This is a genomic window from Ruegeria sp. HKCCD8929 (genome assembly GCF_013031405.1).
In the GTDB taxonomy this organism is placed as follows: domain Bacteria; phylum Pseudomonadota; class Alphaproteobacteria; order Rhodobacterales; family Rhodobacteraceae; genus Ruegeria.
Window position 1 is genome coordinate 182604 of the sequence record NZ_WPZY01000004.1, and the last position, 24031, is coordinate 206634.

General features: G+C 63.4%; 24 protein-coding genes. 17 read left to right on the top strand and 7 right to left on the bottom strand.

Translation table 11 applies throughout. The features are described from left to right. The first annotated feature begins 81 nt into the window (after positions 1-81). Complete coding sequence (locus GOX53_RS08030; protein WP_171175137.1) at positions 82-675, top strand: HD domain-containing protein; 594 nt, start codon at positions 82-84, stop codon at positions 673-675. Positions 676-1012: 337 nt separating this feature from the next. Here GOX53_RS08030 and GOX53_RS08035 read toward each other — a convergent pair whose 3' ends face one another. Both GOX53_RS08035 and GOX53_RS08040 read right to left on the bottom strand, forming a co-directional pair. Continuing rightward, positions 1013-1567 (bottom strand): ActR/PrrA/RegA family redox response regulator transcription factor, encoded by a 555-nt coding sequence (locus tag GOX53_RS08035; protein ID WP_171175140.1) that lies wholly within the window; start codon positions 1565-1567, stop codon positions 1013-1015. A gap of 85 nt (positions 1568-1652) precedes the next feature. After that, positions 1653-2273 (bottom strand): SCO family protein, encoded by a 621-nt coding sequence (locus GOX53_RS08040; RefSeq protein ID WP_171175142.1) that lies wholly within the window; start codon positions 2271-2273, stop codon positions 1653-1655. Between the two features lie 89 nt (positions 2274-2362). Between GOX53_RS08040 and regB the strand changes: the two genes are divergently transcribed. The 10 genes from regB (at position 2363) to GOX53_RS08090 (ending at position 15140) form a co-directional block, all read left to right on the top strand. Next, a complete protein-coding gene (gene regB / locus GOX53_RS08045) occupies positions 2363-3760 on the top strand; it encodes a sensor histidine kinase RegB (protein WP_171175144.1) in 1398 nt (465 codons plus the stop codon). Positions 3761-3934: 174 nt separating this feature from the next. Further along, positions 3935-5344, top strand: coding sequence for a PAS-domain containing protein (locus GOX53_RS08050; RefSeq protein WP_254446505.1), 1410 nt, complete (start codon positions 3935-3937; stop codon positions 5342-5344). 41 nt (positions 5345-5385) lie between these two features. After that, positions 5386-5859, top strand: coding sequence for a tRNA (adenosine(37)-N6)-threonylcarbamoyltransferase complex ATPase subunit type 1 TsaE (gene tsaE / locus GOX53_RS08055; protein ID WP_171175148.1), 474 nt, complete (start codon positions 5386-5388; stop codon positions 5857-5859). Continuing rightward, positions 5856-6860: an aminoglycoside phosphotransferase family protein gene (locus GOX53_RS08060; protein WP_171175150.1), complete on the top strand. Its 1005-nt coding sequence runs from the start codon at positions 5856-5858 to the stop codon at positions 6858-6860. The genes tsaE and GOX53_RS08060 overlap by 4 nt, the downstream gene beginning before the upstream one ends. Further along, positions 6857-7543 carry a nucleotidyltransferase family protein gene (locus GOX53_RS08065; RefSeq protein WP_171175152.1) on the top strand — a complete coding sequence of 229 codons (687 nt, stop codon included), beginning with the start codon at positions 6857-6859 and terminating at the stop codon, positions 7541-7543. Before GOX53_RS08060 ends, GOX53_RS08065 begins: the two co-directional genes overlap by 4 nt. Continuing rightward, entirely contained in the window at positions 7536-10463 is a 2928-nt protein-coding gene (addB, locus tag GOX53_RS08070; protein ID WP_171175154.1) for a double-strand break repair protein AddB, read from the top strand. Before GOX53_RS08065 ends, addB begins: the two co-directional genes overlap by 8 nt. Then, entirely contained in the window at positions 10460-13822 is a 3363-nt protein-coding gene (gene addA / locus GOX53_RS08075) for a double-strand break repair helicase AddA (RefSeq protein WP_171175156.1), read from the top strand. The genes addB and addA overlap by 4 nt, the downstream gene beginning before the upstream one ends. A 61-nt stretch (positions 13823-13883) precedes the next feature. Continuing rightward, the gene (trxA, locus tag GOX53_RS08080; RefSeq protein ID WP_171175158.1) at positions 13884-14204 is read left to right on the top strand and encodes a thioredoxin; all 321 of its coding nucleotides are present in this window, start codon (positions 13884-13886) and stop codon (positions 14202-14204) included. Between the two features lie 223 nt (positions 14205-14427). Next, a complete protein-coding gene (locus GOX53_RS08085) occupies positions 14428-14778 on the top strand; it encodes a Lin0512 family protein (RefSeq protein WP_171175160.1) in 351 nt (116 codons plus the stop codon). Next, positions 14775-15140, top strand: coding sequence for a Lin0512 family protein (locus tag GOX53_RS08090; protein ID WP_171175162.1), 366 nt, complete (start codon positions 14775-14777; stop codon positions 15138-15140). Before GOX53_RS08085 ends, GOX53_RS08090 begins: the two co-directional genes overlap by 4 nt. Positions 15141-15199: 59 nt before the next feature. On the opposite strand, the gene GOX53_RS08095 is transcribed toward GOX53_RS08090, so the two are convergent. After that, a complete protein-coding gene (locus GOX53_RS08095; protein ID WP_171175164.1) occupies positions 15200-15394 on the bottom strand; it encodes a DUF1127 domain-containing protein in 195 nt (64 codons plus the stop codon). A 196-nt stretch (positions 15395-15590) separates the two neighbouring features. Between GOX53_RS08095 and hslV the strand changes: the two genes are divergently transcribed. Continuing rightward, positions 15591-16148: an ATP-dependent protease subunit HslV gene (gene hslV, locus GOX53_RS08100; protein WP_171175166.1), complete on the top strand. Its 558-nt coding sequence runs from the start codon at positions 15591-15593 to the stop codon at positions 16146-16148. 27 nt (positions 16149-16175) lie between these two features. On the opposite strand, the gene GOX53_RS08105 is transcribed toward hslV, so the two are convergent. Next, entirely contained in the window at positions 16176-16574 is a 399-nt protein-coding gene (locus tag GOX53_RS08105) for a DM13 domain-containing protein (RefSeq protein WP_254446506.1), read from the bottom strand. Between the two features lie 204 nt (positions 16575-16778). Between GOX53_RS08105 and hslU the strand changes: the two genes are divergently transcribed. The 3 genes from hslU to GOX53_RS08120 all read left to right on the top strand — a co-directional run bounded on the left by hslU (position 16779) and on the right by GOX53_RS08120 (position 20578). After that, positions 16779-18086 carry an ATP-dependent protease ATPase subunit HslU gene (gene hslU, locus GOX53_RS08110; protein WP_171175168.1) on the top strand — a complete coding sequence of 436 codons (1308 nt, stop codon included), beginning with the start codon at positions 16779-16781 and terminating at the stop codon, positions 18084-18086. A 168-nt stretch (positions 18087-18254) separates the two neighbouring features. Next, entirely contained in the window at positions 18255-19361 is a 1107-nt protein-coding gene (locus GOX53_RS08115; RefSeq protein WP_171175170.1) for an alpha/beta hydrolase, read from the top strand. Further along, complete coding sequence (locus GOX53_RS08120) at positions 19358-20578, top strand: MFS transporter (protein ID WP_171175172.1); 1221 nt, start codon at positions 19358-19360, stop codon at positions 20576-20578. The genes GOX53_RS08115 and GOX53_RS08120 overlap by 4 nt, the downstream gene beginning before the upstream one ends. Here GOX53_RS08120 and GOX53_RS08125 read toward each other — a convergent pair. The 3 genes from GOX53_RS08125 to GOX53_RS08135 are packed head-to-tail and all read right to left on the bottom strand — an operon-like array spanning position 20575 to position 22858. After that, a complete protein-coding gene (locus tag GOX53_RS08125) occupies positions 20575-21162 on the bottom strand; it encodes a Smr/MutS family protein (RefSeq protein WP_171175174.1) in 588 nt (195 codons plus the stop codon). The two genes, GOX53_RS08120 and GOX53_RS08125, sit on opposite strands and share 4 nt — an antisense overlap. Next, complete coding sequence (locus tag GOX53_RS08130) at positions 21162-22205, bottom strand: murein transglycosylase A (protein ID WP_171175176.1); 1044 nt, start codon at positions 22203-22205, stop codon at positions 21162-21164. Before GOX53_RS08130 ends, GOX53_RS08125 begins: the two co-directional genes overlap by 1 nt. Continuing rightward, the gene (locus GOX53_RS08135) at positions 22202-22858 is read right to left on the bottom strand and encodes a Tim44/TimA family putative adaptor protein (protein ID WP_171175177.1); all 657 of its coding nucleotides are present in this window, start codon (positions 22856-22858) and stop codon (positions 22202-22204) included. Before GOX53_RS08135 ends, GOX53_RS08130 begins: the two co-directional genes overlap by 4 nt. Before the next feature lie 110 nt (positions 22859-22968). On the opposite strand from GOX53_RS08135, the gene GOX53_RS08140 reads away from it, so the two are divergent. Then, positions 22969-23463: an FxsA family protein gene (locus tag GOX53_RS08140; protein ID WP_171175179.1), complete on the top strand. Its 495-nt coding sequence runs from the start codon at positions 22969-22971 to the stop codon at positions 23461-23463. A 54-nt stretch (positions 23464-23517) separates the two neighbouring features. After that, complete coding sequence (gene secB / locus GOX53_RS08145; RefSeq protein WP_171175181.1) at positions 23518-24024, top strand: protein-export chaperone SecB; 507 nt, start codon at positions 23518-23520, stop codon at positions 24022-24024. Positions 24025-24031 lie beyond the last annotated feature (7 nt).

Here is a 24031-nt window from a genome sequence, read left to right on the forward strand (position 1 = left end):
TTGGCAACACGTGATCAGATGCATAACAGGCTGCGCTTGAATTGTGGCAAAAATGTGGCAGATGCCGGAGGGCTTGGCAGAATGGCAACACAACCCAGAGCATGGCAGCGGATGTTGTCGGGCCGCCGGCTGGACCTGCTGGATCCGACACCGGTGGACATCGAAATCGAAGATATCGCGCACGGACTTGCATTTGTGGCCCGCTGGAACGGCCAGACCGAGGGTGATTTTGCCTATTCCGTGGCTGAACATTCGCTGCTGGTCGAAGAGCTGTTTGGCCGCATCGCACCCAAGGCGCCGGTCAAATGGCGCCTCGCGGCCTTGTTACACGATGCGCCGGAATATGTGATCGGCGACATGATCTCACCGGTGAAGTCCGCCGTCGGCCCGGATTACGGAGAGCTGGACGATCGCCTTGCCGCCGCCATTCACATCCGGTTCGGCCTGCCCGCCACCATTCCTGCTACGATCAAGAAACAGATCAAGCGCGCAGACAAAATCAGTGCCTGGATGGAGGCCACCCAGATTGCAGGGTTTTCGCAGAAAGAGGCGACCAAGTTCTTTGGCCGTCCGAACCGCGCGTTGATCGACGGATTGCAAATTCAGCTTCGGGCTCCGGTTCAAGTCCGCGACGCGTATACCAAACGCCACGCGACGCTCATGAGCCAGCTTTAGCCGATATTCTGAACGGCTCCGGAATTGACCCGCGCATGACCCCTAAAACGTGGCCGGGCGATCGTCTGCCCAGCCACGCCCCGTTGGACTTTCTATAAGCCCGCCCACAATGGGAGGAGGTATCGCGAACAGGCCCTCTTGATCGACCGTTCAAGAAGGGAGGAGGTTTCCTGTCCGGTCTGCTAGTAACCTTCATGATGCTGCGCCGCAGCATAAAATCAACCAAATAGTTTCTGCGTCTGCAAAAACGTGATTACCTGCTGATACCACGTGAAATTTTCAAGCTGCGTGACAAATTATTGAGCAGCCTGAAAGCAAAATATCTGGGAATGAGGATTCAACGCGGGCTGCGTTTCGCCAGAATCCGCTGCAGGGTGCGCCGGTGCATGTTCAGCCGCCGCGCGGTCTCGCTGACATTGCGGTCGCACAGTTCGTAGACCCGTTGGATGTGCTCCCACCGCACCCGGTCGGCGCTCATCGGATTTTCCGGCGGCGGCGGCAGTTCGTCCCCCTTGGCCAGCAGCGCATTGGTGATGTCGGTCGCATCGGCCGGTTTGGACAGATAATCGGTGGCACCGATCTTGACCGCCGCCACGGCGGTTGCAATCGCGCCATAGCCGGTCAGCACCACAACCCGGCAATCGGGCCGCTTGTCCCGCAGCACCTCGACCACATCCAGCCCATTGCCATCTTCAAGCCGCAGATCGACCACCGCATAGGCCGGTGGGCGGGCGGTGGCGATGGCCCGGCCCGCAGCGACCGACGAGGCCGTCTCGATCTCGAAACCGCGTTTTTCCATGGCCTTGGCCAGTCGCCGCAGAAACGGCTCGTCATCATCTACCAGCAACAGCGACTTGTCGGGTCCGATTTCAAGCTGGGGGGTGTCGGCCATGCGTATTCTTTCAGCTGTTTCCGGGTCTCTGGCTGAAGGCGAGTATTACCAGCGTGTCAGGAAAGGTCAAACGCACTCTGGGCGCTTACACCTTGTCCAGAAAACAACCGATCTTGTCGGCCACCTGCTCGGCTGTCTCGTCGCGCTTGAAGAAGTCGACAAAGCCCTGCTCGGGCAGAACTAGGTAGGAAAAGGTCGAGTGGTCGACCAGATAGTATTCGTCGCTCTTGTCGTGTGCATTGTAGTAGGTCTTGTAGGCCTTGCTGGCCGCTTTGACCTGCTCGGGCGAGCCGGTCAGACCAATCATCTTTTCATGCAGGTTGAATGCAAAGTCGCCCACGACCTCGGGCGTGTCGCGATCCGGGTCGATCGAAATGAAGACCGGCGTGACCGACTGGCCCCGCCCCGCCAGAACATCAATGGCTTCGGCATTGCGTGCGGTGTCCAGCGGACATACATCAGGACAGAAGGTGTAGCCGAAATAGATCAGCGCCGGTTCGGTGATCACGTCCGCGTCAGTCACGGTCTCGCCCTTGCCATTGACCAGCTCGAACGGCCCGCCGATGGTGTCCGCCCCGCCCGCAATCTGGCTCGACCGGCATTGCGCGAACTGATCGTCCGAGCGCCCGCCCATGGTCAGCAGCCAAATGGCCCCCAACCCGATTGCAAGGACAACGGCGGCGAGAATGGCATATAGACGGGTCATGGGATCACACCTGACACTGGGGTTGTTGATGAATTCGGCTGGGACACCTATCAAGTTAATCAGCCGTTGCAACAGGACATAATCGACCGATGACGGATTCCAATACAAACCTCTGGCACAGGCAGGAACGCAGTGGCTGGATTCGCCTGCGGACCCTGATCCTGTTGCGCTGGGTGGCGATCATAGGACAGATCACCGCAATCACCGTGGCCCAGCGCATGTATAACGTGCAGCTTGATCTTGGGCTGTGTTATCTGGCCGTCGGAATTTCGGTCGTCGGCAACCTGATCGCGATCTTCATCTTCCCGGAAAACAAGCGCCTTTCGGAGTTCGAGAACTTTCTGATGGTGCTGTTCGACCTGCTGCAACTGGCCTTCCTGCTCTATCTCACCGGCGGCTTGCACAACCCGTTCGCGCTGCTTCTGTTGGGTCCGGTCACGATCTCGGCCAATGTCATGGGGCTGCGGTCCACCCTGATCGTCGGCGGCACCGCAATTATTCTGGTGACACTGCTGGCCGAGTTTCATCTGCCGCTCAGAACCGAACTGGGCTTTATTCTGCGCATCCCGGATATCTTTGTTTTCGGCAACTGGGCTGCGATTACCATCGCCATCGTGTTTCTGGGCGCCTATTCGCATCGCATCAGTTCCGAGGTGCAGTCGATGTCCGAGGCACTTTCCGCCACACATATGGCGCTGGCCCGCGAACAGAAGCTGACGGATCTGGGCGGCGTGGTTGCGGCGGCCGCGCATGAGCTGGGCACTCCGCTGGCGACGATCAAGCTGGCCAGTTCCGAGCTGATCGAAGAGCTCGACGACCGCGCCGACCTGCGCGAGGACGCCGCCCTGATCCGCGAGCAGGCAGACCGCTGCCGCGACATCCTGCGCGACATGGGACGGGCCGGGAAAGACGATCTGCATCTGCGGCAGGCGCCCCTGACGACGGTGATCCACGAATCCGCCGAGCCGCATGTCAACCGGGGCAAGCAGGTCCATTTCGACGAGGGCCCGGGCGAAGGCGGCGACCTGCAGCAACCTTCGATCCTGCGCAAGCCCGAGGTCATTCACGGCTTGCGCAACCTGATCCAGAACGCAGTGGATTTTGCCCGTTCAAACGTGTGGGTCGAGGCGGAATGGACCACCGACCAGATCACCATCGGCATCATGGATGACGGGCGCGGTTACCCGCCACAGATGATTGGACGGATCGGCGACCCGTTCGTGCGGCGGCGGCGCGCGGAGTCTCACCTCAAAACACGCCCGGAATACGAGGGAATGGGGTTGGGTCTGTTCATTGCGAAGACCCTGCTGGAACGCAGCGGCGCCGAACTGAGCTTTGCCAACGGCTCGGACCCCTATCAGTCTCTCACCGATAAACCGGAACGCAGAGGCGCCATCGTCAAGGTCGTGTGGCCCCGAAACCTCATTGATGCCCAGACCGGAGATAACCCGGTACCCACCGGTTTGAACGAGCAATTCCAGGTCTGAGTTAAACCGTCGTTAACCATTGCGGCACAATAGTCGGTCCGACCAGCTGAGCTAGGGCGGGACAATACGATGGGTGACTGGATCATACTGACGGGGATTTGTCTGCTGTCCTCGGCTCTGGCCGTTTTCTTGTTACTCCCGCCGCGCCGACGCATACGCCCAGGTTTCGGCCTTTTGACTCAACAGGACGCTGGTGACCCGGTTTTCCTGTTTGATGGTGCCGATTTGATCGGCGGCTCCGACCGCGCCGAGAGAGAGTACGAAGATATCTCCGATTGGGATGAGCTGCGCACCCGGCTGCATTGCGATTTCCCGGCGTTCCCCAAGACGCCGGATATCGTCCAGCAGGAGGGCGAAATCGTTGTTCCGGCCATCGACAGCGCCGTCCATCGCAACGTGGTCTCCGAATGGATCGACGGCGTGGTGCGCGTTCAAATCTGCGATCTTTTTAACCGATCCTGCACAGGCTCTTCCCACGGGACCTCGACCGACCCCATGCGGCTGGCCATGGACAAGGCGCCCTATCCGGTGTGGCTGGTCGATCACGCCGACAAGGTCAGTTGGTGCAACGCCGCTTATGTTGCGCTGGCGCGCCGTGTGCGAGGGCAGAATGCCGATCTTTCCATTCCGTTATTTCCCGAATCGGACGACTCCGCCCCTCTTGGAAAAAAGACCAGAATTTCGATTGCGTCAGAGGTGCCGGACCGCAAGCTGTGGTTCGACCTGTCGCTGGTCGAGCGGGATGAAGGCACGCTGTTTTATGCCGTCGACATCAATGCCGTGGTGGATGCCGAAGTGGCACAGCGCAAGTTCGTGCAGACGCTGGCCAAGACCTTTGCCCAGCTGTCGATCGGGCTGGCGATATTCGACCGCAATCGACAGCTGGCGCTGTTCAACCCGGCTCTGGTCGATCTGACGGCCCTGCCTGCGGATTTCCTCAGCAGTCGGCCCGCGCTCTCCAGCTTCTTCGACAGGTTGCGCAACCAGAACATGATGCCCGAGCCCAAGAATTACGGCGGCTGGCGCAAACAGATGAACGACTTGCTCGAAGCTGCCGAGCACGGCCGGTATCAGGAAACATGGTCGATGCCTTCCGGCTCGGTCTATTCGGTCAGCGGGCGCCCGCACCCGGATGGTGCGGTTGCGTTTCTTTTCGAAGACATCACTGCCGAGATCACCCTCACCCGCCGGTTCCGGTCCGAGCTTGAACTGGGGCAGGCAATCCTTGACAAGCTTCCCGACGCGGTGGCCGTTTTTTCCGCCAACGGCACGCTCGCCTTTTCCAACACCGCCTACCATCTTCTCTGGGATGTCGACCCGGATCAGAGCTTTGCTCTGGTCAACGTGCTTGATGCCACCCGCCTCTGGCAGGAGCGCTGCACCGCCACGCCGGTCTGGGGCGAGATCCGCGACTTTGTGGAAATGCGTGAAAACCGGGCGGACTGGACGGCACAGATCCGGACCCGGAACGGCACCCTTTTGACCTGCGCCGTGGGTCCGATGCCAAACGGGGCGACCATTGTGCGCTTCACGGCTGAGGCCGCGAACACCCAGGACGCACAACTGGAGACCGCCCTGCCCTGAACCTGCTTGCAGCCACTAGGCCGCAACGCCATTGTGGCGCCATGACAGCCACGGCCCTGAAACTGACACTCAACTCACCGCAGGCAACAGCACATTTTGCATCCAGTTTGGGCGCTGTGTTGTCGCCCGGGGATTGCGTGTTGCTGGGGGGCGCCATCGGCAGCGGCAAGACCCATTTCGCTCGTCACCTGATCCAGTCCCTGATGGCGATACCCGAGGATGTCCCTTCGCCCACATTCACCCTGGTGCAGGTCTATGACACGGAAAAAGGCGAGGTCTGGCATTCCGACCTCTACCGTCTCACTGCACTGGATGAGATCGAGGAGCTGGGCCTGACCGAGGCGTTCGAAACCGCCATCTGCTTGGTGGAATGGCCCGACCGGCTGGGCCCTCTGGCGCCCGAAAACGCGCTGATGCTGGACTTTGCCACCGATCCCGATCAGGAAGAGACGCGCCACCTGACCGCCACCTGGACCGACCCGAAATGGTCGAAATCGCTGGAGACGCTTGCATGACGAACCGAACAGTGCTGGCCGAGGCGCTGATCGCACCGACCCAATGGGCCAAGGCTGACCACGTGCCGCTGGCGGGTGATGCCTCGAACCGCCGCTACGACCGGCTCACCGACCCCGCCACCGGCCGCACCGCCGTTCTGATGGACGCGCCGCCGGACAAGGGTGAGGATGTTCACCGCTTTGTCCGGGTAGCTGACCATCTGCGCTCGGTCGGTCTGAGCGCGCCCGAGATCTATGCCGAGGACTCGGAAAACGGGTTTCTGTTGCTGGAAGACCTTGGCGACGACCTCTTTTCCCGGGTTCTGCTTCGGACCCCCAAAATGGAGCGCACGCTCTACGAGGCTGCAACGGATGTCCTGATCACGCTGCACGATGCCCCGATCCTGTCGCTCGACAGCTTCGGACCGACGGTGATGGCCGAAATGACCGATCTGGCCTTTACCAAATACGCGGGAGGCATCACCGGCACGCCGGACCCGAACTCCAAAGCCAGCTTTGAAACCCGGTTCGAGGACATTCTGCATCGCGAAGTTCAGGGGCCAAAGGTGGTTCTGCTGCGCGATTACCATTCGGAAAACCTGCTGTGGCTGCCGGATCGCGAAGGGGTCGCGCGCGCCGGGCTGCTCGACTTTCAGGACGCCGTTCTGGGGCACCCGGCCTATGATCTGGTCTCGCTTTTGCAGGATATCCGCCGCACGGTGCCCGCCGGGATCGAGATGACAATGCTCAACCGCTACATCCAGGCGACCGGCGTGGACGATCACGCATTCCGGACGGCCTATGCGGTGCTGGGCGCCCAGCGCAATCTGCGTATTCTCGGTGTCTTTGCCCGGCTCGGGTCTGAATACGGCAAGCCGCACTATGTCGACATGATCCCGGCGGTCTGGGCGCATCTGATGCGCGATCTGGACCACCCCGCGCTGGCGCCGATCAGCGACCTGTTGCGCGACGCCCTGCCCCTGCCCAGCCCCGAAAATCTGGCCAGGCTCAAGACCTCATGACCCAGCCGCCCGACGCCATCATGCTGTTTGCCGCCGGGTTTGGCACCCGCATGGGCGCGCTGACCAAGGACCGGCCCAAACCGCTGATCGAAGTGGCCGGGCGGCCTCTGATCGACCATGCGCTGGACTTGGCGCGCAGCGTTGAGCCGTCGCGCATCGTGGCCAATCTGCACTATCTGCCCGACCAACTAGCCGCGCATCTGGAACCGCAAGGCGTGGCCCTGTCGCGGGAAGAACCCGAGATCCTGGAAACCGGTGGCGGGCTGCGCGCGGCGCTGCCCCTGCTGGGCCCGGGGCCGGTTTTTACCCTGAACACTGATGCCATCTGGGCCGGTCCGAACCCGCTGCACCTGCTGCGGCAAGCCTGGGACTCGGAGCGAATGGATGCCCTGCTGATGTGCATTCCCGTGGCGCAGGCCGTGGGACATACCGGTCAAGGCGACTTCACTGCCGACGCCGACGGCCGCATTCAGCGCGGACCGGGCCTGATCTATGGCGGCGCCCAGATCCTGCGCACCGGGGAGTTGCTGGATTTCCCAAAGAAAGCGTTCTCCCTCAACCTTTTGTGGGACCGGATGCAGGCCCGCAACCGGTTGTTCGCGCTGCGTTATCCGAGCCGGTGGTGCGATGTCGGTCACCCCGGCGGCATCCGTCTGGCCGAGGATCTTCTGGCCGATGTTTGACCCCTGCCCCACGCCCCGCGTCTTTGCCATGCCGCCGGGCGTGGACTTTCCCCGCAAGCTAGTCGACGGGCTACGGGCACGAACTGCCCATCTGCCGCCCGAGGCCCTGGCGCGGGTGCAACTGGTCGTCAACACCCGCCGTATGGCGCGCCGCATCCGTGACCTGTTCGATGCCGGTCCCCCCTGCCTGCTGCCCCGCCTGTCTCTGGTCACCGATCTGGGCGAACACGCCGATCTGGCAAGCCTGCCGCCACCGGTCCCGCCGCTGCGCCGGCGGCTGGAGCTGACGCAACTCATCGGCAAGCTGCTGGATCAGCAGCCGGATCTGGCCGCCCGCGCCTCGCTTTATGATCTGGCCGACAGCCTCGCCGCGCTGATCGACGAGATGCAGGGCGAGGGCGTTTCGCCCGACGCCATCCGGCACCTGGATGTCAGCGACCTGTCTGGCCACTGGGCGCGGGCGCAGGCCTTTATCGGCATCGCGGACAGGTTCATCTCGACCGATGACAGCGCGCTGGATGTGCAGGCGCGGCAACGCCGGGTGGTCGAAAATCTGATAGAGCGCTGGCAAACCGACCCGCCACAGCACCCGGTGATCCTTGCCGGCTCCACCGGTTCGCGCGGCACCACGCTGATGCTGATGGAGGCGGTGGCCAGCCTGCCCCAAGGCGCGCTTATCCTGCCGGGATATGATTTCGACCAGCCCGATCACGTCTGGTCCGGCCTCGACGACGCGCTTTTGTCCGAGGATCACCCGCAATTCCGGTTCCGCAAGCTGATGCGCGGGCTGGATCTCAACCCAACTCAGATCGCCCCTTGGACCGGGGACGAGCCCCCCTCGCCCGCCCGTAACAAGCTGGTTTCGCTGGCTTTGCGCCCTGCCCCCGTGACCGATGCGTGGATGAGTGAAGGCCCGCATCTGACCGATCTGGCCCCCGCCATGGCCGATGTAACTCTTATCGAGGCGCAATCGCCCCGCGCCGAGGCGCTGGCCATCGCCCTGCGCCTGCGGCAGGCGGCGGAAACCGGTCAGACCGCCGCGCTGATTACGCCGGACCGGATGCTGACCCGGCAGGTCAACGCCGCGCTCGACCGCTGGAACATCCTGCCCGACGACAGCGCCGGTCTGCCGTTGCAGCTCTCACCGCCGGGCCGGTTCCTGCGCCATGTGGCCGGGCTGTTCGTCAAGCGGCTGGATGGAGAGGCGCTGCTGACGCTGCTGAAACACCCGCTGTGCCACGATGGCGGCGAACGCGGCGCGCATCTGCTGCATACCCGCGATCTGGAGCTGGACCTGCGCCGCAACGGCCCGCCCTTCCCCGACAGCGTCAGCCTGACCGGCTTTGCCATTCGCAAGGAAATGCCCGACGGCTGGATGCGCTGGCTGGCCACCCATTTCTGCGGCCAGCAGATCGCAGGCGAACTGCCGCTCGGCGATTGGGTCCGGCGTTTGCGCGATCTGGCACAGGCGATCTCGGCAGGCAGTACGGGCGAAACCGGCACGCTCTGGGATAAGAACGCGGGCCAAAAGGCGCTGGCGGTGATCACCGCGCTCGAGGATGAAGCAGCCCATGGCGGCACCATGACCGCCCGCGATTTTGCTGATTTGCTGGGCGCTCTGCTGGCAGGCGAGGAAGTGCGTGACCGCGACGCACCGCACCCCAGTATCATGATCTGGGGCACGCTTGAGGCGCGGGTGCAGGGCGCCGACCTGCTGATCCTCGGCGGACTGAACGAAGGCAGCTGGCCCGAGACTGCCGCCCCCGATCCCTGGCTGAACCGGCAGATGCGTGACAAGGCCGGGCTGTTGCTGCCCGAACGCCGCATAGGCTTGTCAGCGCATGACTTTCAGCAAGCCATAGCCGCGCCCGAAGTTTGGCTGACCCGCGCCACCCGCTCGGATGACACAGAAACCGTGCCGTCCCGTTGGCTGAACCGCCTGACCAACCTGTTACAGGGCCTTCCTGATGCCCACGGCCCCGAGGTGCTGGAGGGGATGCGCGCGCGTGGCCGGCAATGGCTCGACTGGGCCGAAACGCTGGAAGAGGCCCCGCGTCTTGATGCCGCCCCTCGCCCCTCGCCCCGGCCACCTATACCTGCGCGGCCCCGACAATTGTCGGTCACCGAGATCAAGCGGCTGATCCGCGATCCTTACGCGATCTACGCCAAGCATGTGCTGCGGCTGAAACCGCTCGACCCGCTGGTGCAGGCACCCGACGCGCTGCTGCGGGGGATCGTGAGCCATGAAATCCTTGAGAAATTCGTCAAGGACAGCGTGCTCGACGGCGCGCTTCTGACGCGCGAGGCGTTCCTCAAACGCGCCGATGCGCTGCTTGAGGAGCATGTCGCCTGGCCCACCGCCCGCAAACTATGGCTGGCGCGGCTGGAGCGGATCACCGACGCCTTTCTGGCCGCCGAAGCGGCGCGGCGTAGCGATGGCGGGCCGATTGCGTTCGAAGCTCAGATGAAAAAACGTCTAGACCCGCTCGATTTCACACTCGCGGGCCGCGCCGACCGAATCGACCAAACGGCGCGGGGATCGCTGCGGCTTTACGACTACAAAACCGGCGCGCCGCCCTCGGCGGCGCAGCAGGCCAAGTTCGACAAGCAACTGCTGATCGAGGCCGCACTGGCCGAGGAAGGCGGGTTCGACGGGCTGGACCCGATGCCAGTGGCACAGGCAGTGTTCATCGGCTTGGGAGGAACGTACAAAGAGGTTCCGGCGCCGCTGGACAAGGAGCCGCCTGCCAAGACATGGGCCGATCTGCGCACTCTGATCGACGCATATTTCCAGCCAGATCAAGGCTTTACCTCACGCCGGATGCTGCACAAGGACACCGATCTCGGCGACTACGATCACCTTGCCCGTTTCGGCGAGTGGGATCGCACCGCCACGCCCAACCCGGAGGATCTGACGTGAGCCCCCGCGACGAGGCGACCGAGCGTCAGGTTCAGGCGGCGCGGCCCGATGCCTCGACCTGGCTGGCGGCAAATGCGGGCTCGGGCAAGACGCGAGTGCTGACCGACCGGGTGGCGCGGCTGCTGCTGAACAACGTGCAGCCGCAGCACATCCTGTGCCTGACCTATACCAAGGCGGCGGCCAGCGAGATGCAGAACCGGCTGTTCAAGCGGCTGGGCGAATGGGCGATGCTGGACGACACCCGGCTGCTGTCGCAACTCACCGATTTGGGCGTTGAAGGGGCTATCGACCCTGACCGCCTGGCCCACGCCCGTACGCTGTTCGCCCGCGCCATCGAGACGCCGGGCGGGTTGAAGATCCAGACCATCCACTCGTTCTGCGCCTCTCTGCTGCGGCGGTTTCCGCTCGAGGCCGGGGTCAGCCCGCAATTCTCCGAGATGGAGGATCGGGCGGCGGCGCTGCTGCGCGAAGAGATCATCGAGGATTTCGCTGACAGTCCTCAGGCATATCTGGTCGATGCGGTGGCGCGTTTTGTCACCGACACCGGGTTCGACAGCCTGACGCAGGCAGTAGCCCGGAACCGCGACGCGTTTGTAGAGCCCTGCGACTGGGACGGCCTGCTGCACCGGTTCGGCCTTCCTGATGGGTTCAACGAGCAGGCGCTGCTGGACGCAGTATATCTGGGCGGCGAGGTGGAGCTGATCCGATCGATCCTGCCAGCGCTGACCGAAAGCGGCGGAAACAACGCCAAGGCAGCGGTCAAGCTGGCCGCGTTTGTCGAGCCGACGCTCGTAAATCTGTCGGTTCTTGAGGGGGTCTTCCTGACCGGCGCCTCGGCCAAGGAGCCCTTCACCGCCAAGATCGGAGGTTTCCCGACCAAGGCGCTGCGCGAGGGTGCGCTGGCAGAGAAGATGCCTCGGCTTGAGGCGCTGATGCTGCGAATCGAGGATGCGCGCGAGCGGCGGTTGGCGTTGGTTGCAGCGCAAAAGTCGTTGGCTCTGCACCGGTTCGCCGCCGCCTTCTTGCCAGAATACGAGCGGCGCAAGCAGTTGCGCGGCTGGCTCGATTTCGACGACCTGATCCTGAAGGCACGGCGGCTTTTGAACGACCTGGCGGTGGCGGCCTGGGTGCTCTACCGCCTCGATGGCGGCATCGACCATATCCTTGTGGACGAAGCGCAGGACACGAGCCCGGAACAATGGGACGTGGTCGAAAAACTGGCGCAGGAATTCACCTCGGGCGAGGGTGCGCGCTCAGACGTGGAGCGCACAATTTTCGTGGTCGGGGACAAGAAACAGTCGATCTATTCCTTTCAGGGTGCCGACCCCGAGGCTTTCGATCGGATGCAGCGGGAGTTTGGGCGGAAACTTACGGAATCAGGCTCTAATCTTGAGGATTTGACGCTTGAATTCTCATTCCGCTCATCTACGGCAATCCTGAAGCTGGTGGATCTGGTGTTCGAAGACCGCGCCGATTCCGGGTTCCACAAGGACGCGCTGCACCGCGCCTTCAAGGCGGATTTGCCGGGGCGGGTCGACCTGTGGCCGGTGGTGGAGAAGGTCGAGGAGGAAGAGGATGGCGACTGGACCGATCCTGTGGACCGGCCTGGCGCGCGGCACCATACCGTCATTCTGGCCGAGCAGGTGGCGCAGTCGATCAAGGCGATGATCGAGCGGGGCGAAACCATCCCCGAGGACCGCGAGAAACCGGCGGAATTTGTCCGCCGCAAGGTGCGTCCGGGAGATTTCCTGATCTTGGTGCAGCGCCGATCCGATCTGTTTGCCGAGATCATCCGGGCCTGCAAATCCGCCGGCCTGCCGATTGCGGGCGCAGACCGGCTGAAAGTGGGCGCGGAACTGGCGGTCAAGGACCTTGCCGCGCTGCTCAGCTTTCTGGCCACACCTGAGGACAGCCTGTCGCTGGCCACCGTACTGAAGTCTCCGCTGTTTGGTTGGAGCGAACAACAGCTCTTCGATCTGGCACATCGGCGCGACGAGCAATACCTCTGGGCCGCGCTGCGCAGACGCGAGGCTGAATTCCCTGAAACACTGGCCATCCTGAACGACCTGCGCGGCCAGACCGATTTTCTGCGACCCTATGATCTGATCGAACGCATCCTGACCCGGCATGACGGGCGACGGCAACTGCTGGGGAGGCTGGGACCTGAGGCCGAAGACGGGATCAACGCCCTGCTGTCACAGGCGCTGGCCTATGAGCGGACGGATATTCCCAGCCTGACGGGTTTTCTGGTCTGGATGCAGACCGACGATCTGGAGATCAAGCGTCAGATGAGCGGGGTGGGTGACATGATCCGGGTGATGACGGTGCATGGCGCGAAGGGGCTTGAGGCGCCGATCGTGATTCTGCCGGATACCGGTGCGCGGCGGGCGCCCACGGATGACGAGGTGATGCTGGCCGATGGCACGCCGCTCTGGCGCATGTCCAAGGATGTGTCGCCGAAGGTCATCGCTCAGGCGCGTGAGGCGGCGCAAGCAAAGCAGATGGCCGAGCGGATGCGATTGCTGTATGTGGCTCTAACACGGGCCGAAAAGTGGTTGATCGTCGGTGCGGCGGGTGATGTCGGCAAGGACGGATCGAGCTGGTATCGGATGGTTGAGACGGCGATGGAGCGGGCAGGGGCCACGGCCATCCCCGGCACGGAGATCCACCGGTTGGAGCATGGCGATTGGGACGGGTTACCGCTTGCCGAGGGCGAAGGTAAACCGGAGGCCGCCAAGGCATCTCTGCCGGATCAGTTCCTGCGCACTGCGCCCGAACCGGAAGCGCCGCAGGAAACGCTCAGCCCCTCGGATTTGGGCGGGGCGAAAGCGCTGCCGGGTGATCAGGGGCTGGATGAGGAGGCGGCCAAACTGCGAGGTACGCGGCTGCATTTGCTGTTGGAGCACCTGCCGGGAATCGGTCCTAGTGAGCGGGGCGAGGCATGCGCCCGGCTTCTGCCGGATATGCACCAGGCGGACCGTGAGGCGCTGAGGGCCGAGGCTGAGGCGGTGCTGAACGCGCCCCATCTTGCGCATTTCTTCTCAGCCGAAACACTGGCCGAGGTGCCGGTGACGGCGGCGTTGAACGGTCGCAGGATGCATGGCTTGATCGACCGGCTGATCGTGACCGAGACCGAGGTGCAGGCCATTGATTTCAAATCGAATGCCACCGTTCCCGACACGCCCGAGGCCTGCCCCGAGGGGCTGCTGCGGCAGATGGGCGCTTATGCTCAGGCGCTCGCTCAGATCTACCCGGAGCGCCGGATCACCACCGCCATCCTGTGGACCCGCACCGCGCGCTTGATGCCCCTGCCACACGATCTTGTGACAGATGCGCTGTCGCGTACCCAGATATCTTGACCTCCCATAGGCGCGCACCTACTTTCGATTCCCAAGCCCTTTCCCATTCAGGAGACAGAATATGTCCACCGTAGCCGTCACTGACGAAACCTTCGACGCCGAAGTCAAGAACTCGGACATCCCCGTTGTGGTGGATTTCTGGGCCGAGTGGTGCGGCCCCTGTAAGCAGATCGGCCCGGCCCTGGAAGAGCTGGCCGTCGAGTATGGCGACAAGGTGAAAATCGCCAAGGTCGACGTGGACAGAAACCCGAACGCAGCCGCTGCCATGGGCGTGCGCGGTATCCCGGCGCTGTTCATCTTCAAGGACGGTCAGGTGATCTCGAACCGTGCGGGTGCGGCACCGAAAGCGGCGCTGCAAAGCTGGATCGAAGAGTCGATCTGACCCGGTTCACAACGGATTCAGGAAAGGCGCCCCAATCGGGGCGCTTTTTCGTTTTGTACGTTTTGTACAGGGGTCCGAGGGGCCGCAGTCCGGCTTGTACATCTTTCCGGCCCCCAGAAACGGCATCGACAGAAGGACTTCTGGCCGGATGCCGGTCGTGATTTTGGACCTTTCCCCGGACCCGCCCGCATGAAAGTTTGCGGCAACAAGGACAGGAGGCAACATGGCCAAGACACGGGTTCTGGTGGAGTTCGGCATGGGCACATCGCTCAGGCGCGAGGACTATACCGAGGCGGCGCGGCGGGCGCTGAAGGATGCGCTGTGGCATAACTCGGTGAATATGGCCGAGCTGTTCGGATTTCCGAAAGAGGCGATGATCATCGACGCCGAGATCGGGGTGCAGGAGCCGGGCAGGGTGGATGTGGCTGCGCTGAAAGAGATCTTCCCCTATGGGCAGCCCACCATCACCGTCACCAAAGGCGGGTTGGATATCGACAAGCCGCATACAGAAGGCCGCACGGTCGTGGCCAATGCCGCCGTCATCGTCTCGTTCGACATGGAGCCTGCCGCATGAGCCTGAAACGTATCATTGTCGAGATGGGAACCGGTAACGACCTCTATGGGCAGGACTATACCAAGGCCGCCCGGCGCGCGGTGCAGGATGCGCTGCATCATTCCTCGATCACCCTGTTTTCGAAGCTGGGCGTGGATCATGCCGAGATGCAGGTGAAGGTCACGATTGGCGTGCAGAAGCCCGACGCGGTGGATTGCGATCTTGTAGCCAGTGACCTGCCGCGCGGGCGGGCCGAGGTGCGTGCGGTCATCGGCGGTCTGGATGTCGAGGACGCCGAGGCCGGAACCCGGCATGTGGTGGCCACGGCGGCCATCGAGGCGTTCGTGCCGGACATGGAAGGGCAATATGTGCTGAGCACATAAAGAAAAAGCCGCTCGGCTATTCGAGCGGCTCTTCTATCCTTGGTGATCCTTGGGTTGGATCAGATGTTGGCGATGTCGCCGCGGCTCAGGCCGATGTCATCCAGCTGTTCGTCGGTCAGTTTGGCCAGAATCTTCCGGGTTTTCCGGTTTTCGTTCCAGCTGACGACGGCGGTTTTTGCCGAGATGATTGCGTCCACTACATGGAGAACGGTGACTGCTCCGAGCGGCGCATGGATGTTTGCGGTAGTTGCCATTTGCGCATTCCTTGAAGTTGAAACAGCCGACCCCTCGTCGGTTGTGAGGCTCATGTAGGCCTTTCCCCCGAGTCCTACAAATGACGGTTCGACAGCCCCGAATTGCGTTTTGTGCATATCTTGCCGCAAGCCGTTAACCCGTTGCGCCCAAAGGCGGTTCGGCCCATATAGTGTGCGCAACATATCGGAGGCACTCATGGCAGACAGCGATTTCCCCGGATGGCACGGCACCACGATCATCGGCGTCAAGAAGGGCGGCCATGTGGTGATCGCGGGTGACGGGCAGGTCAGCCTGGGCCAGACCGTGATCAAGGGCACCGCGCGCAAGGTGCGGCGGCTGAGCCCCGGCGGGTTCGAGATTGTGGCGGGCTTTGCCGGGTCGACGGCGGACGCCTTTACCCTGCTGGAACGGCTTGAGGCCAAGCTTGAGGGCACCCCCGGTCAACTGGCCCGGGCCAGCGTCGAACTGGCCAAGGACTGGCGCACCGACAAGTATTTGCAAAAGCTCGAGGCGATGCTGATCGTGACCGACGGCAAGGATCTGTTCGTGATCACCGGGGCAGGTGATGTGCTGGAGCCCGAACACAACGTGGCCGCCATCGGATCGGGCGGGAACTTTGCGCTGGCCGCGGCGCGGGCGATGATGGACAGTGAAAAGACCGCCGAGCAGGTCGCACGCGAGGCGATGGCGATTGCGGCGGATATCTGCGTTTATACCAACGGCAATCTGACGGTTGAAACGATTGGAGGGTGAGCCCTAGCTCACCCTCCGGTCATTGCGTCACTTGATGCTGGCGACCCCCAGCGGAACGCCCGCGACCTCGCACCAGATATAGACCTCGTTATGGGCCGAGATGTCCCAGGTGGCGGGCACGGCATAGCGCTGCTTGCCGGTCAGGTTCAGAAGCGCGCCCAGCTTGGTGTCAGGATCATATGTGCCGTCCTTGCCCAGCGCGACGCGCGGGTCGGGGCCGCCATCCAGCGAGAAGTCGTCGCCCAGTTCGACGATATAGCGGTCGCCCTCTTTCACCACTGTGACCGAACCGGTGGTCACGTGGTTCGAACGACCCTCGAAGGTGCCTTTGGCGCCGCCCGCAAGCGCGGCAGTGGTCCCGGCAAAGGTCAGCGCGGCACCGGTGGCGGCGGCGGCAACGAACAATGAGCGGCGGGTCATGGTCATGATGGGTATCTCCGTGGATATCAGGTCAGGCGGCATTGCCTGCCTGCATCATCTGTATCCCTGACGCGGTGGTTGGAAAGGGGGTCTCACAACCCCCTGAAGTTGCGTGTTCCCGCGGTGTTTCGGCGTGAGCGTTTCGTGATCGGCTTGTGTTTTCGCGCCCCATGCTTAGGTTCCGGGGCGAAGCAACGAGATTGAGAGCACATGACCGATCTGACCCCGCGCGAGATTGTCTCGGAACTGGACCGTTTCATCATCGGCCAGAAGGATGCCAAACGGGCCGTGGCTGTGGCGCTGCGCAACCGCTGGCGGCGCAAGCAACTGCCCGATGATATTCGTGACGAGGTTTATCCCAAGAACATCCTGATGATCGGCCCCACCGGCGTCGGCAAGACCGAGATCAGCCGCCGGTTGGCGCGTCTGGCCCGCGCGCCCTTCATCAAGGTCGAGGCGACCAAGTTCACCGAGGTAGGCTATGTGGGCCGCGATGTGGAACAGATCGTGCGCGATCTGGCCGATGCCGCCATCCTGCAGACCCGCGAATTCATGCGCGAGGACGTGAAGGCCAACGCGCACACCGCCGCCGAGGAACGGGTGATCACCGCAATTGCCGGCGAGGATGCCCGCGAGGGCACTCGCGACATGTTCCGCAAGAAGCTGAAGGCGGGCGAGCTGGACGATACGATGATCGAGCTTGAGGTGGCCGACACCTCGAACCCGATGCCGATGTTCGACATTCCCGGCCAGCCGGGCGGGCAGATGGGGATGATGAATCTGGGCGATATTTTCGGCAAGGCGTTCGGCGGGCGCACCGTCAAGCGGCGGATGACCGTGGCCGAAAGCTATGAGGTGCTGATCGGGGAAGAGGCGGACAAGCTGCTGGACGACGAAACCGTGGCCCGCACCGCGCTGGATGCGGTCGAGCAGAACGGGATCGTGTTTCTGGACGAGATCGACAAGGTCTGCGCCCGCACCGAGGCGCGCGGCGGCGACGTCAGCCGCGAGGGCGTGCAGCGCGACCTGCTGCCGCTGATCGAGGGCACCACGGTTTCGACCAAGCACGGGCCGGTCAAGACCGACCATATCCTGTTCATCGCCAGCGGCGCGTTCCACATCGCCAAGCCCTCGGACCTGTTGCCGGAATTGCAGGGCCGTCTGCCGATCCGGGTTGAGCTGCGGGCGCTGACCGAAGAGGATTTCGTGCGCATCCTGACCGAGACCGACAACGCGCTGACCCTGCAATACACCGCCCTGATGGGCACCGAGAACGTGACCGTCACCTTTACCGAGGACGGTATCTCGGCCCTGGCTCATATCGCGGCAGAGGTGAACCAGAGCGTCGAAAACATCGGCGCGCGGCGGCTTTATACGGTGATGGAGCGGGTGTTCGAGGAGCTGTCCTTTACCGCGCCCGACCGGTCCGGCGAGGGCATTACGGTGGATGCGGGCTTCGTTCAGGAAAACCTGGGCGAGTTGACCAAGTCCACCGATCTCAGCCGCTATGTTCTTTAAGGCGGGTCGCGTTGAATCGCGGCCTCCAACACGGGCGAAGGCGTTGTGCTTCGCCAACGCCGCCGCGCCGATGCCTTCGGGGTCACAATTTTGATCAAACGCGACCTGCTCTGGACCCGCCGGGATAATCCGCTAGCGTGTGGCTGACGAAAACGGAGGTTGGGTGTCTTGCGGTTCCTGCCAGTGCTGGTCGCGGTCGTGTGGCTGGCCGCCTGCACAGATCGAAGTTCCTTTGTGTTGGTGCCCGACGCCGTTGACGTCGGCACACCCCGAACCGTGTTTGCCGCCTCGGCCCGTGCGCGTGAGGCGGACGGGTCTTATGGGTATCGGCGGGCGGACAGGCTGCAGTTTCTTGAGCTGACCGTTTCGATCCCGCCGACGCACACACCGGGGAGCCTGAACCTTTCCTACGGGCGGCCGGACCCGGAAACCCAGTTCGTGCTGGCCGGGCAGGAGGTGTTTGCCTCTCCGGAACCGCTGCGCCAGCGTCTACTGAACGATCAGCGCGAGCATGGCTCGGCACTACGTGAGGTCACGCTGTTCGTGCATGGCTATAACGCGACCCAGAACGAAACCGCGTTTCGCGCCGCGCAACTGGCTAATGACATCGAAATTCCCGGATCGCTGATGATCTATTCCTGGCCCAGCCGGGCGCGAGCCTTTGGCTATGCCTACGATCTGGACAGTATGCTGTTTGCCCGCGACGGGCTGGAACAGACCATCCGCCAGCTCAAGGCATCGGGGGCCGAACGGATCGTGCTGGTGGCGCATTCCATGGGTGCGGCGCTGTCGATGGAGATGATGCGGCAGGCCGAGATCCGCGAGCCCGGCTGGTCGGACCGGATGCTGGAGGGCGTGGTGCTGATCTCGCCGGATCTGGATGTCGATGTGTTCCGGACGCAGATGGACCGGATCGGCACCGTGCCGCAGCCCTTCGTGGTCATGGTGTCGAGAAAGGACCCGGCGCTGAACATCTCGGCCCGCTTGCGGGGCACTGCCGAAAGCAGGCGGCTGGGCAATATCGACTCGATCGACAGGATCGCCGACTACCCGGTCGATGTGATCGACACCACCGCGTTCTCGGGCGATGCCGCATCGCGCCATTTCGTGGCCGCCACCTCGCCCGCGCTGGTCACCCTGCTCAGTTCCGCGCCCGCCATGGGCGAAGCTTTTGGGCCCGAGGAAACCAGTTTTGATTTCCTGATCCCCGGTGGCGTGGAAGTCAGCGGCCGAGCGAAAGAGATCATTCTGGCCCGGCCGGGCGAAAACCGGTGAGGCATAGCGGATTTCGCGATTATCTGACGGAAAATGCGCCATGGCTGGCCGCCGGGGTTTTGCTGACCTTTCTGTCCAGCTTCGGGCAGACCTTTTTCATCTCGATCTTCGCCGGTGAGATCCGCGCCGAGTTCGGGCTGAGCCATGGCGGCTGGGGCGGGATCTATACGCTGGGCACAACCGCCTCGGCGGTGGTGATGATCTGGGCCGGATCGTTGACGGATGTGTTCCGCGTGCGGGTTCTGGGGCCGCTGGTGCTGGCCGGGTTGGCGCTGGCGGCGCTGGCCATGGCGTTCAACGCCTGGGTATTTCTTCTGCCGCTGGTGATCTTTGCCCTGCGGCTGTTCGGTCAGGGGATGAGCACCCATATCGCCATGGTCGCGATGGCCCGCTGGTTCACCGCGACGCGGGGACGGGCGCTGTCGGTCGCGTCCATGGGCTATGCAGTGGGTGAGGCAATGCTGCCGATCCTTTTTGTTGCCGCCATGGCGATCATCGACTGGCGGTTTCTGTGGGTCGTCGCGGCAGGGATTGCCTTGCTGGGTATCCCGGTTCTGACCCGCCTGCTGCGGCAGGAGCGCACGCCGCAAAGCATGGCCCAGGACTATGTCGCCGCCGGGATGGAGGGGCGGCACTGGGCCCGGGTTCAGGCGCTGCGCCATCCACTGTTCTGGTTCATTGTGCCGGTGCTGCTGACCCCGGCGGCCTTTGTGACCGCCTTTTTCTTTCATCAGGTGCATCTGGCCGAGATCAAGGGATGGCAGCATGTGGAGCTGGTGGCGCTGTTTCCTGTGTTCACCGGTGTCGCGACCCTGTCCATGTTCGCCGCCGGGTGGGCGCTGGACCGGTGGGGCACCGCGCGGATGATGCCGTTCTATCTGCTGCCGATGGCGGTTGGGTTCCTGATCTTTGCTTGGATCGGGTCCATCGGCGGCGCACTGCTGGGGATAGTGTTTCTGGGCCTGAGCACGGGGGCCAACAACACCCTGCCCAGCGCGTTCTGGGCCGAGTTCTACGGCACCCGCCATATCGGCGCGATCAAGGCGATGGCGACGGCGGTGATGGTGCTGGGCTCGGCCCTCGGGCCGGGACTGACCGGCGGGTTGATCGATTTGGGGCTGGAGCTTGAGGCGCAGTTCGTCGGGATCGCGGCCATCTTTACACTTGCCTGCGCCTGCGCATGGATCGGTATCCGGCGCGCGGTGCGCAGTCTCTAACGGACGCGGCGCAGATAGACGTAATAGGCGCCGTCGCCGCCATGGCTGATATGGGCCGGTGTGACCTGCAGCACCGCCTGCGCCAGCGGCGGCAGCGACAGCCACTGCGGCACCTGATTGCGCAGCACGCCGCGCGGGGTGGGGATGGGGCCGGGCTCGTCCCGGTCCTTGCCTTTGCCGGTGATCACCAGAACCAGCCGCTTGCCCTGTGCCTGCGCGGTCAGGATGAACCGCACCAGCACCGGATGCGCCGTGCCCATGCGCATTCCGTGCAGGTCGATCCGACCCTCGGGCTTGAGTTTACCGCGTTTCAGGCGGGCAAACGCCTTTTGGTCCATCTGCACGGGGGCCGTCGCCAGACGCTCGGTCATCGCCGGTTTCAGAGTGTTCTTTTGCGGCTTTGGCTTCGCGGTCTGGCCCAGCTCGAACGCCTCGAACCGGGCAAGCGGGGCCTTGGTCGGCTTGGGTTTGGGCAGGGTCTTGGGACGCACGGACTCGGGCAGTTCAGGGTGCAGACGCTCGGCCTGACGGGTGACCTTGCGCCAGAGATCGATCTCTTCGGCTGTCAGCCTGCGGCGGGCCATCAGTATTCATCCGGCAACAGGGCATAGGCCCGCTGGATCGGCAGCAGCACCACCATCCGCCCGGGGTCGCGCAGCTGGCCGGCCGCCAGACCGGCCTTGTCGCCGGTGCCAAAGAAGATATCCGCGCGCTGCGCCCCCTTGATGGCCGAGCCGGTATCCTGCGCGATCATCAGGCGGCGCATCGGGTCCTTGCCGTCCTTTTCGACCCAGACCGGCGCGCCCAGCGGGGTATAAGCCGGGTCGGCGGCGATGCTGCGCAGGGCGGTTACCGAGCGGTTCATGGCGCCCAGCGGGCCGCGATCCGACGGCACCCGGCGGATTTTGCGGAAGAACACGTAAGAGGGGTTGTGAAACAGCAGTTCCGCCCCTTCGACCGGGTTCTTGCGGACCCAGTTGCGGATCACCTGCGCGCTGACCTGATGGGCGGCATAGACGCCCCGGCGCACAAGCTCGGTCCCGATGGAGCGATAGGGGTGCCCGTTTGCCCCGCCATACCCCACCCGCAGGGCCGAACCGTCTGGCAGGCGGATGCGGCCCGAGCCCTGGATCTGCAGAAAGAACAGCTCGACCGGGTCGTCGACCCAGGCGATTTCCAGCCCGCGCCCGTCCATCACGCCGCTGGTCAGGATCTCGCGGCGGCTGAGCCACTGCCCGCCCGCCTTGGCCTCGGCCGGCATCCGGTAGAGGGGGTAGCGGAACCGGTGCGAGGGGGACAGGGCGCCATCGAGTTCCGGTTCGAAATAGCCGGTGAACAGGGCGTCGTCGCCATCCTCGATCAGCACCGGGCGGAAGAACAGTTCAAAGAACGAGCGCGCGGTCTCGGCGGTATGGGTCGCGGCCACGGCGCAGAGCGCGCGCCAGTCGGGATCGTTCAGATCACGGCAGGTGTTGAGGAATACCGTAAGGGCCGCGGCGTGATCGTCCGCGGTCCAGCCATCGAGGGCGTCAAAACGCAGGATCGTGTGGGTCGTCTCGGCCCCGGCTTCGCTGGAAGCGGTCATCACGGCCCCCGCCAGAGCAAGCGACCGGAGCGCGGCAATCATGCGTCCGTGGCGACAAGCAGCCAGTTGGGATCGTCGGTGCCCATCACGCGGGCAAAGGTCCAGCTGTCCTTCTGGCGTTTGACGGTGTTGGGGCTGCCCTCGATGATGTCGCCGCCCCGGTCACGCACAACCGACGTCAGCTCACCCACGAAACGCATGGTGATTTCGGCCCGGTTGCTGTCCTTGTCGAACCGCGCGTCGGCCAGCGTGGTTTCGCGGACACCGATGAACTCGGCCTCGATGGTCAGGCCCTGATCCTCGCGCGCGGCCACGACCGAGACGAAGGTCTCGAACACGTCCTCGGCCAGGAAGGGCTCGATCTCTTTCAGGTTGCCCTTTTCGAAGCCCATCACGATCATCTCATAGGCACCGCGGGCGCCCTGCACGAAATCGGTGACCGAAAAGCCGGGCTCGACCCGTTTCATAGCGGCCAGTTCCTGAGCCTGATCGCTGTCCTCGGGCACGTGATCGGTGATATCCTGATCGGGCCCACCCTCGATCACTTCGAAATCGCGGCGCGATTTGGCCGATTGCTGCTGCGGCAACGGCGGTTTTTCAAATCCTTCCCGCGTGCCCAGCACGCTTCTCAGGCGCAGGATCAGGAAAACGGCGATGCCGGCCAGCACCAGAAGCTGGATCAGGGGTGAGTTCATTATCGTCCTCGTCTCAGAACTTGAGGCTTTGTAAGCAGGGCCTCAGGCCACTATGTAGGGGACAGGCGGGGGCAAGTCCACCGTCCACCTGTTGAGAAAGGATCACCTAAATGTACCTGTTTCTGGCCTTTTTGCTGGTGCCGATCATCGAAATTGCCCTGTTCATTCAGGTCGGTGGTCTGATCGGGCTGTGGCCAACGCTGGCAATTGTGGTGCTGACGGCGGTGCTTGGCACCTGGCTGGTCAGGACACAAGGTCGCATGGCGCTGGGCCAGTTGCAGCGCGCGTTCTCGGAATTGGACGATCCGACCGAGCCGCTGGCGCATGGTGCGATGATCCTGTTTTCCGGCGCGCTGCTGCTGACGCCGGGGTTTTTCACCGATGCCGTGGGCTTTGCCCTGCTGGTGCCGGGCGTGCGGGTCGCCGTGTTCCGGTATCTGCGGGCGCGCGTTTCGGTCACCCGGTTTCAGATGGGGGCGCAGTTTCACGCCCGTCACGACCCGCGCGATCGGGGTGACATCATCGACGGCGAATATACCGAGGTCCGGCCCCGCCGCGAGCCCGGCCAACCCTCGGGTTGGGTCGAGGGCCCCGACCGGCATTGAGGTACCCGGCGCGAGTTGATAAGCAGTGCCAAATCTTATTTCCGGAGTAGATCCATGACCGACGAAACCGCCGCGTCCACCGAAGCGGCAAGCCAGGCCCAGGCCCCTCAGGTTCAGATGCGTGTGCTGGGCCAGTTCATCCGCGACATGTCGTTCGAGAACGTGATGGCGCAAAAGGGCGTCTCGGGCGACGTGCAGCCCGAGATCAGCGTGCAGGTCAATCTGGACGCAAAGAAACGCCAGGTCGAGCATCAGTTCGAGGTATCGATCAAGCTGAACGTGACCTCCAAGGCCAAGGGTCTCGACGATCTGCTGTTCCTGTTCGAGATCGACTATTGCGGCCTGTTCCACGTGGAAGGTGTACCGGATGAGCAGCTGCACCCGTTCCTGCTGATCGAGTGCCCGCGCATGCTGTTCCCGTTCCTGCGCCGCATCGTCAGCGATGTGACCCGGGACGGTGGTTATCCGCCGGTCAATCTGGACAATATCGATTTCGTTTCGCTGTACCGAAACGAGATCATGCGCCGTCAGGCCGAACAGGCGCAGAAATCCGAAGCCTGATTTCGGA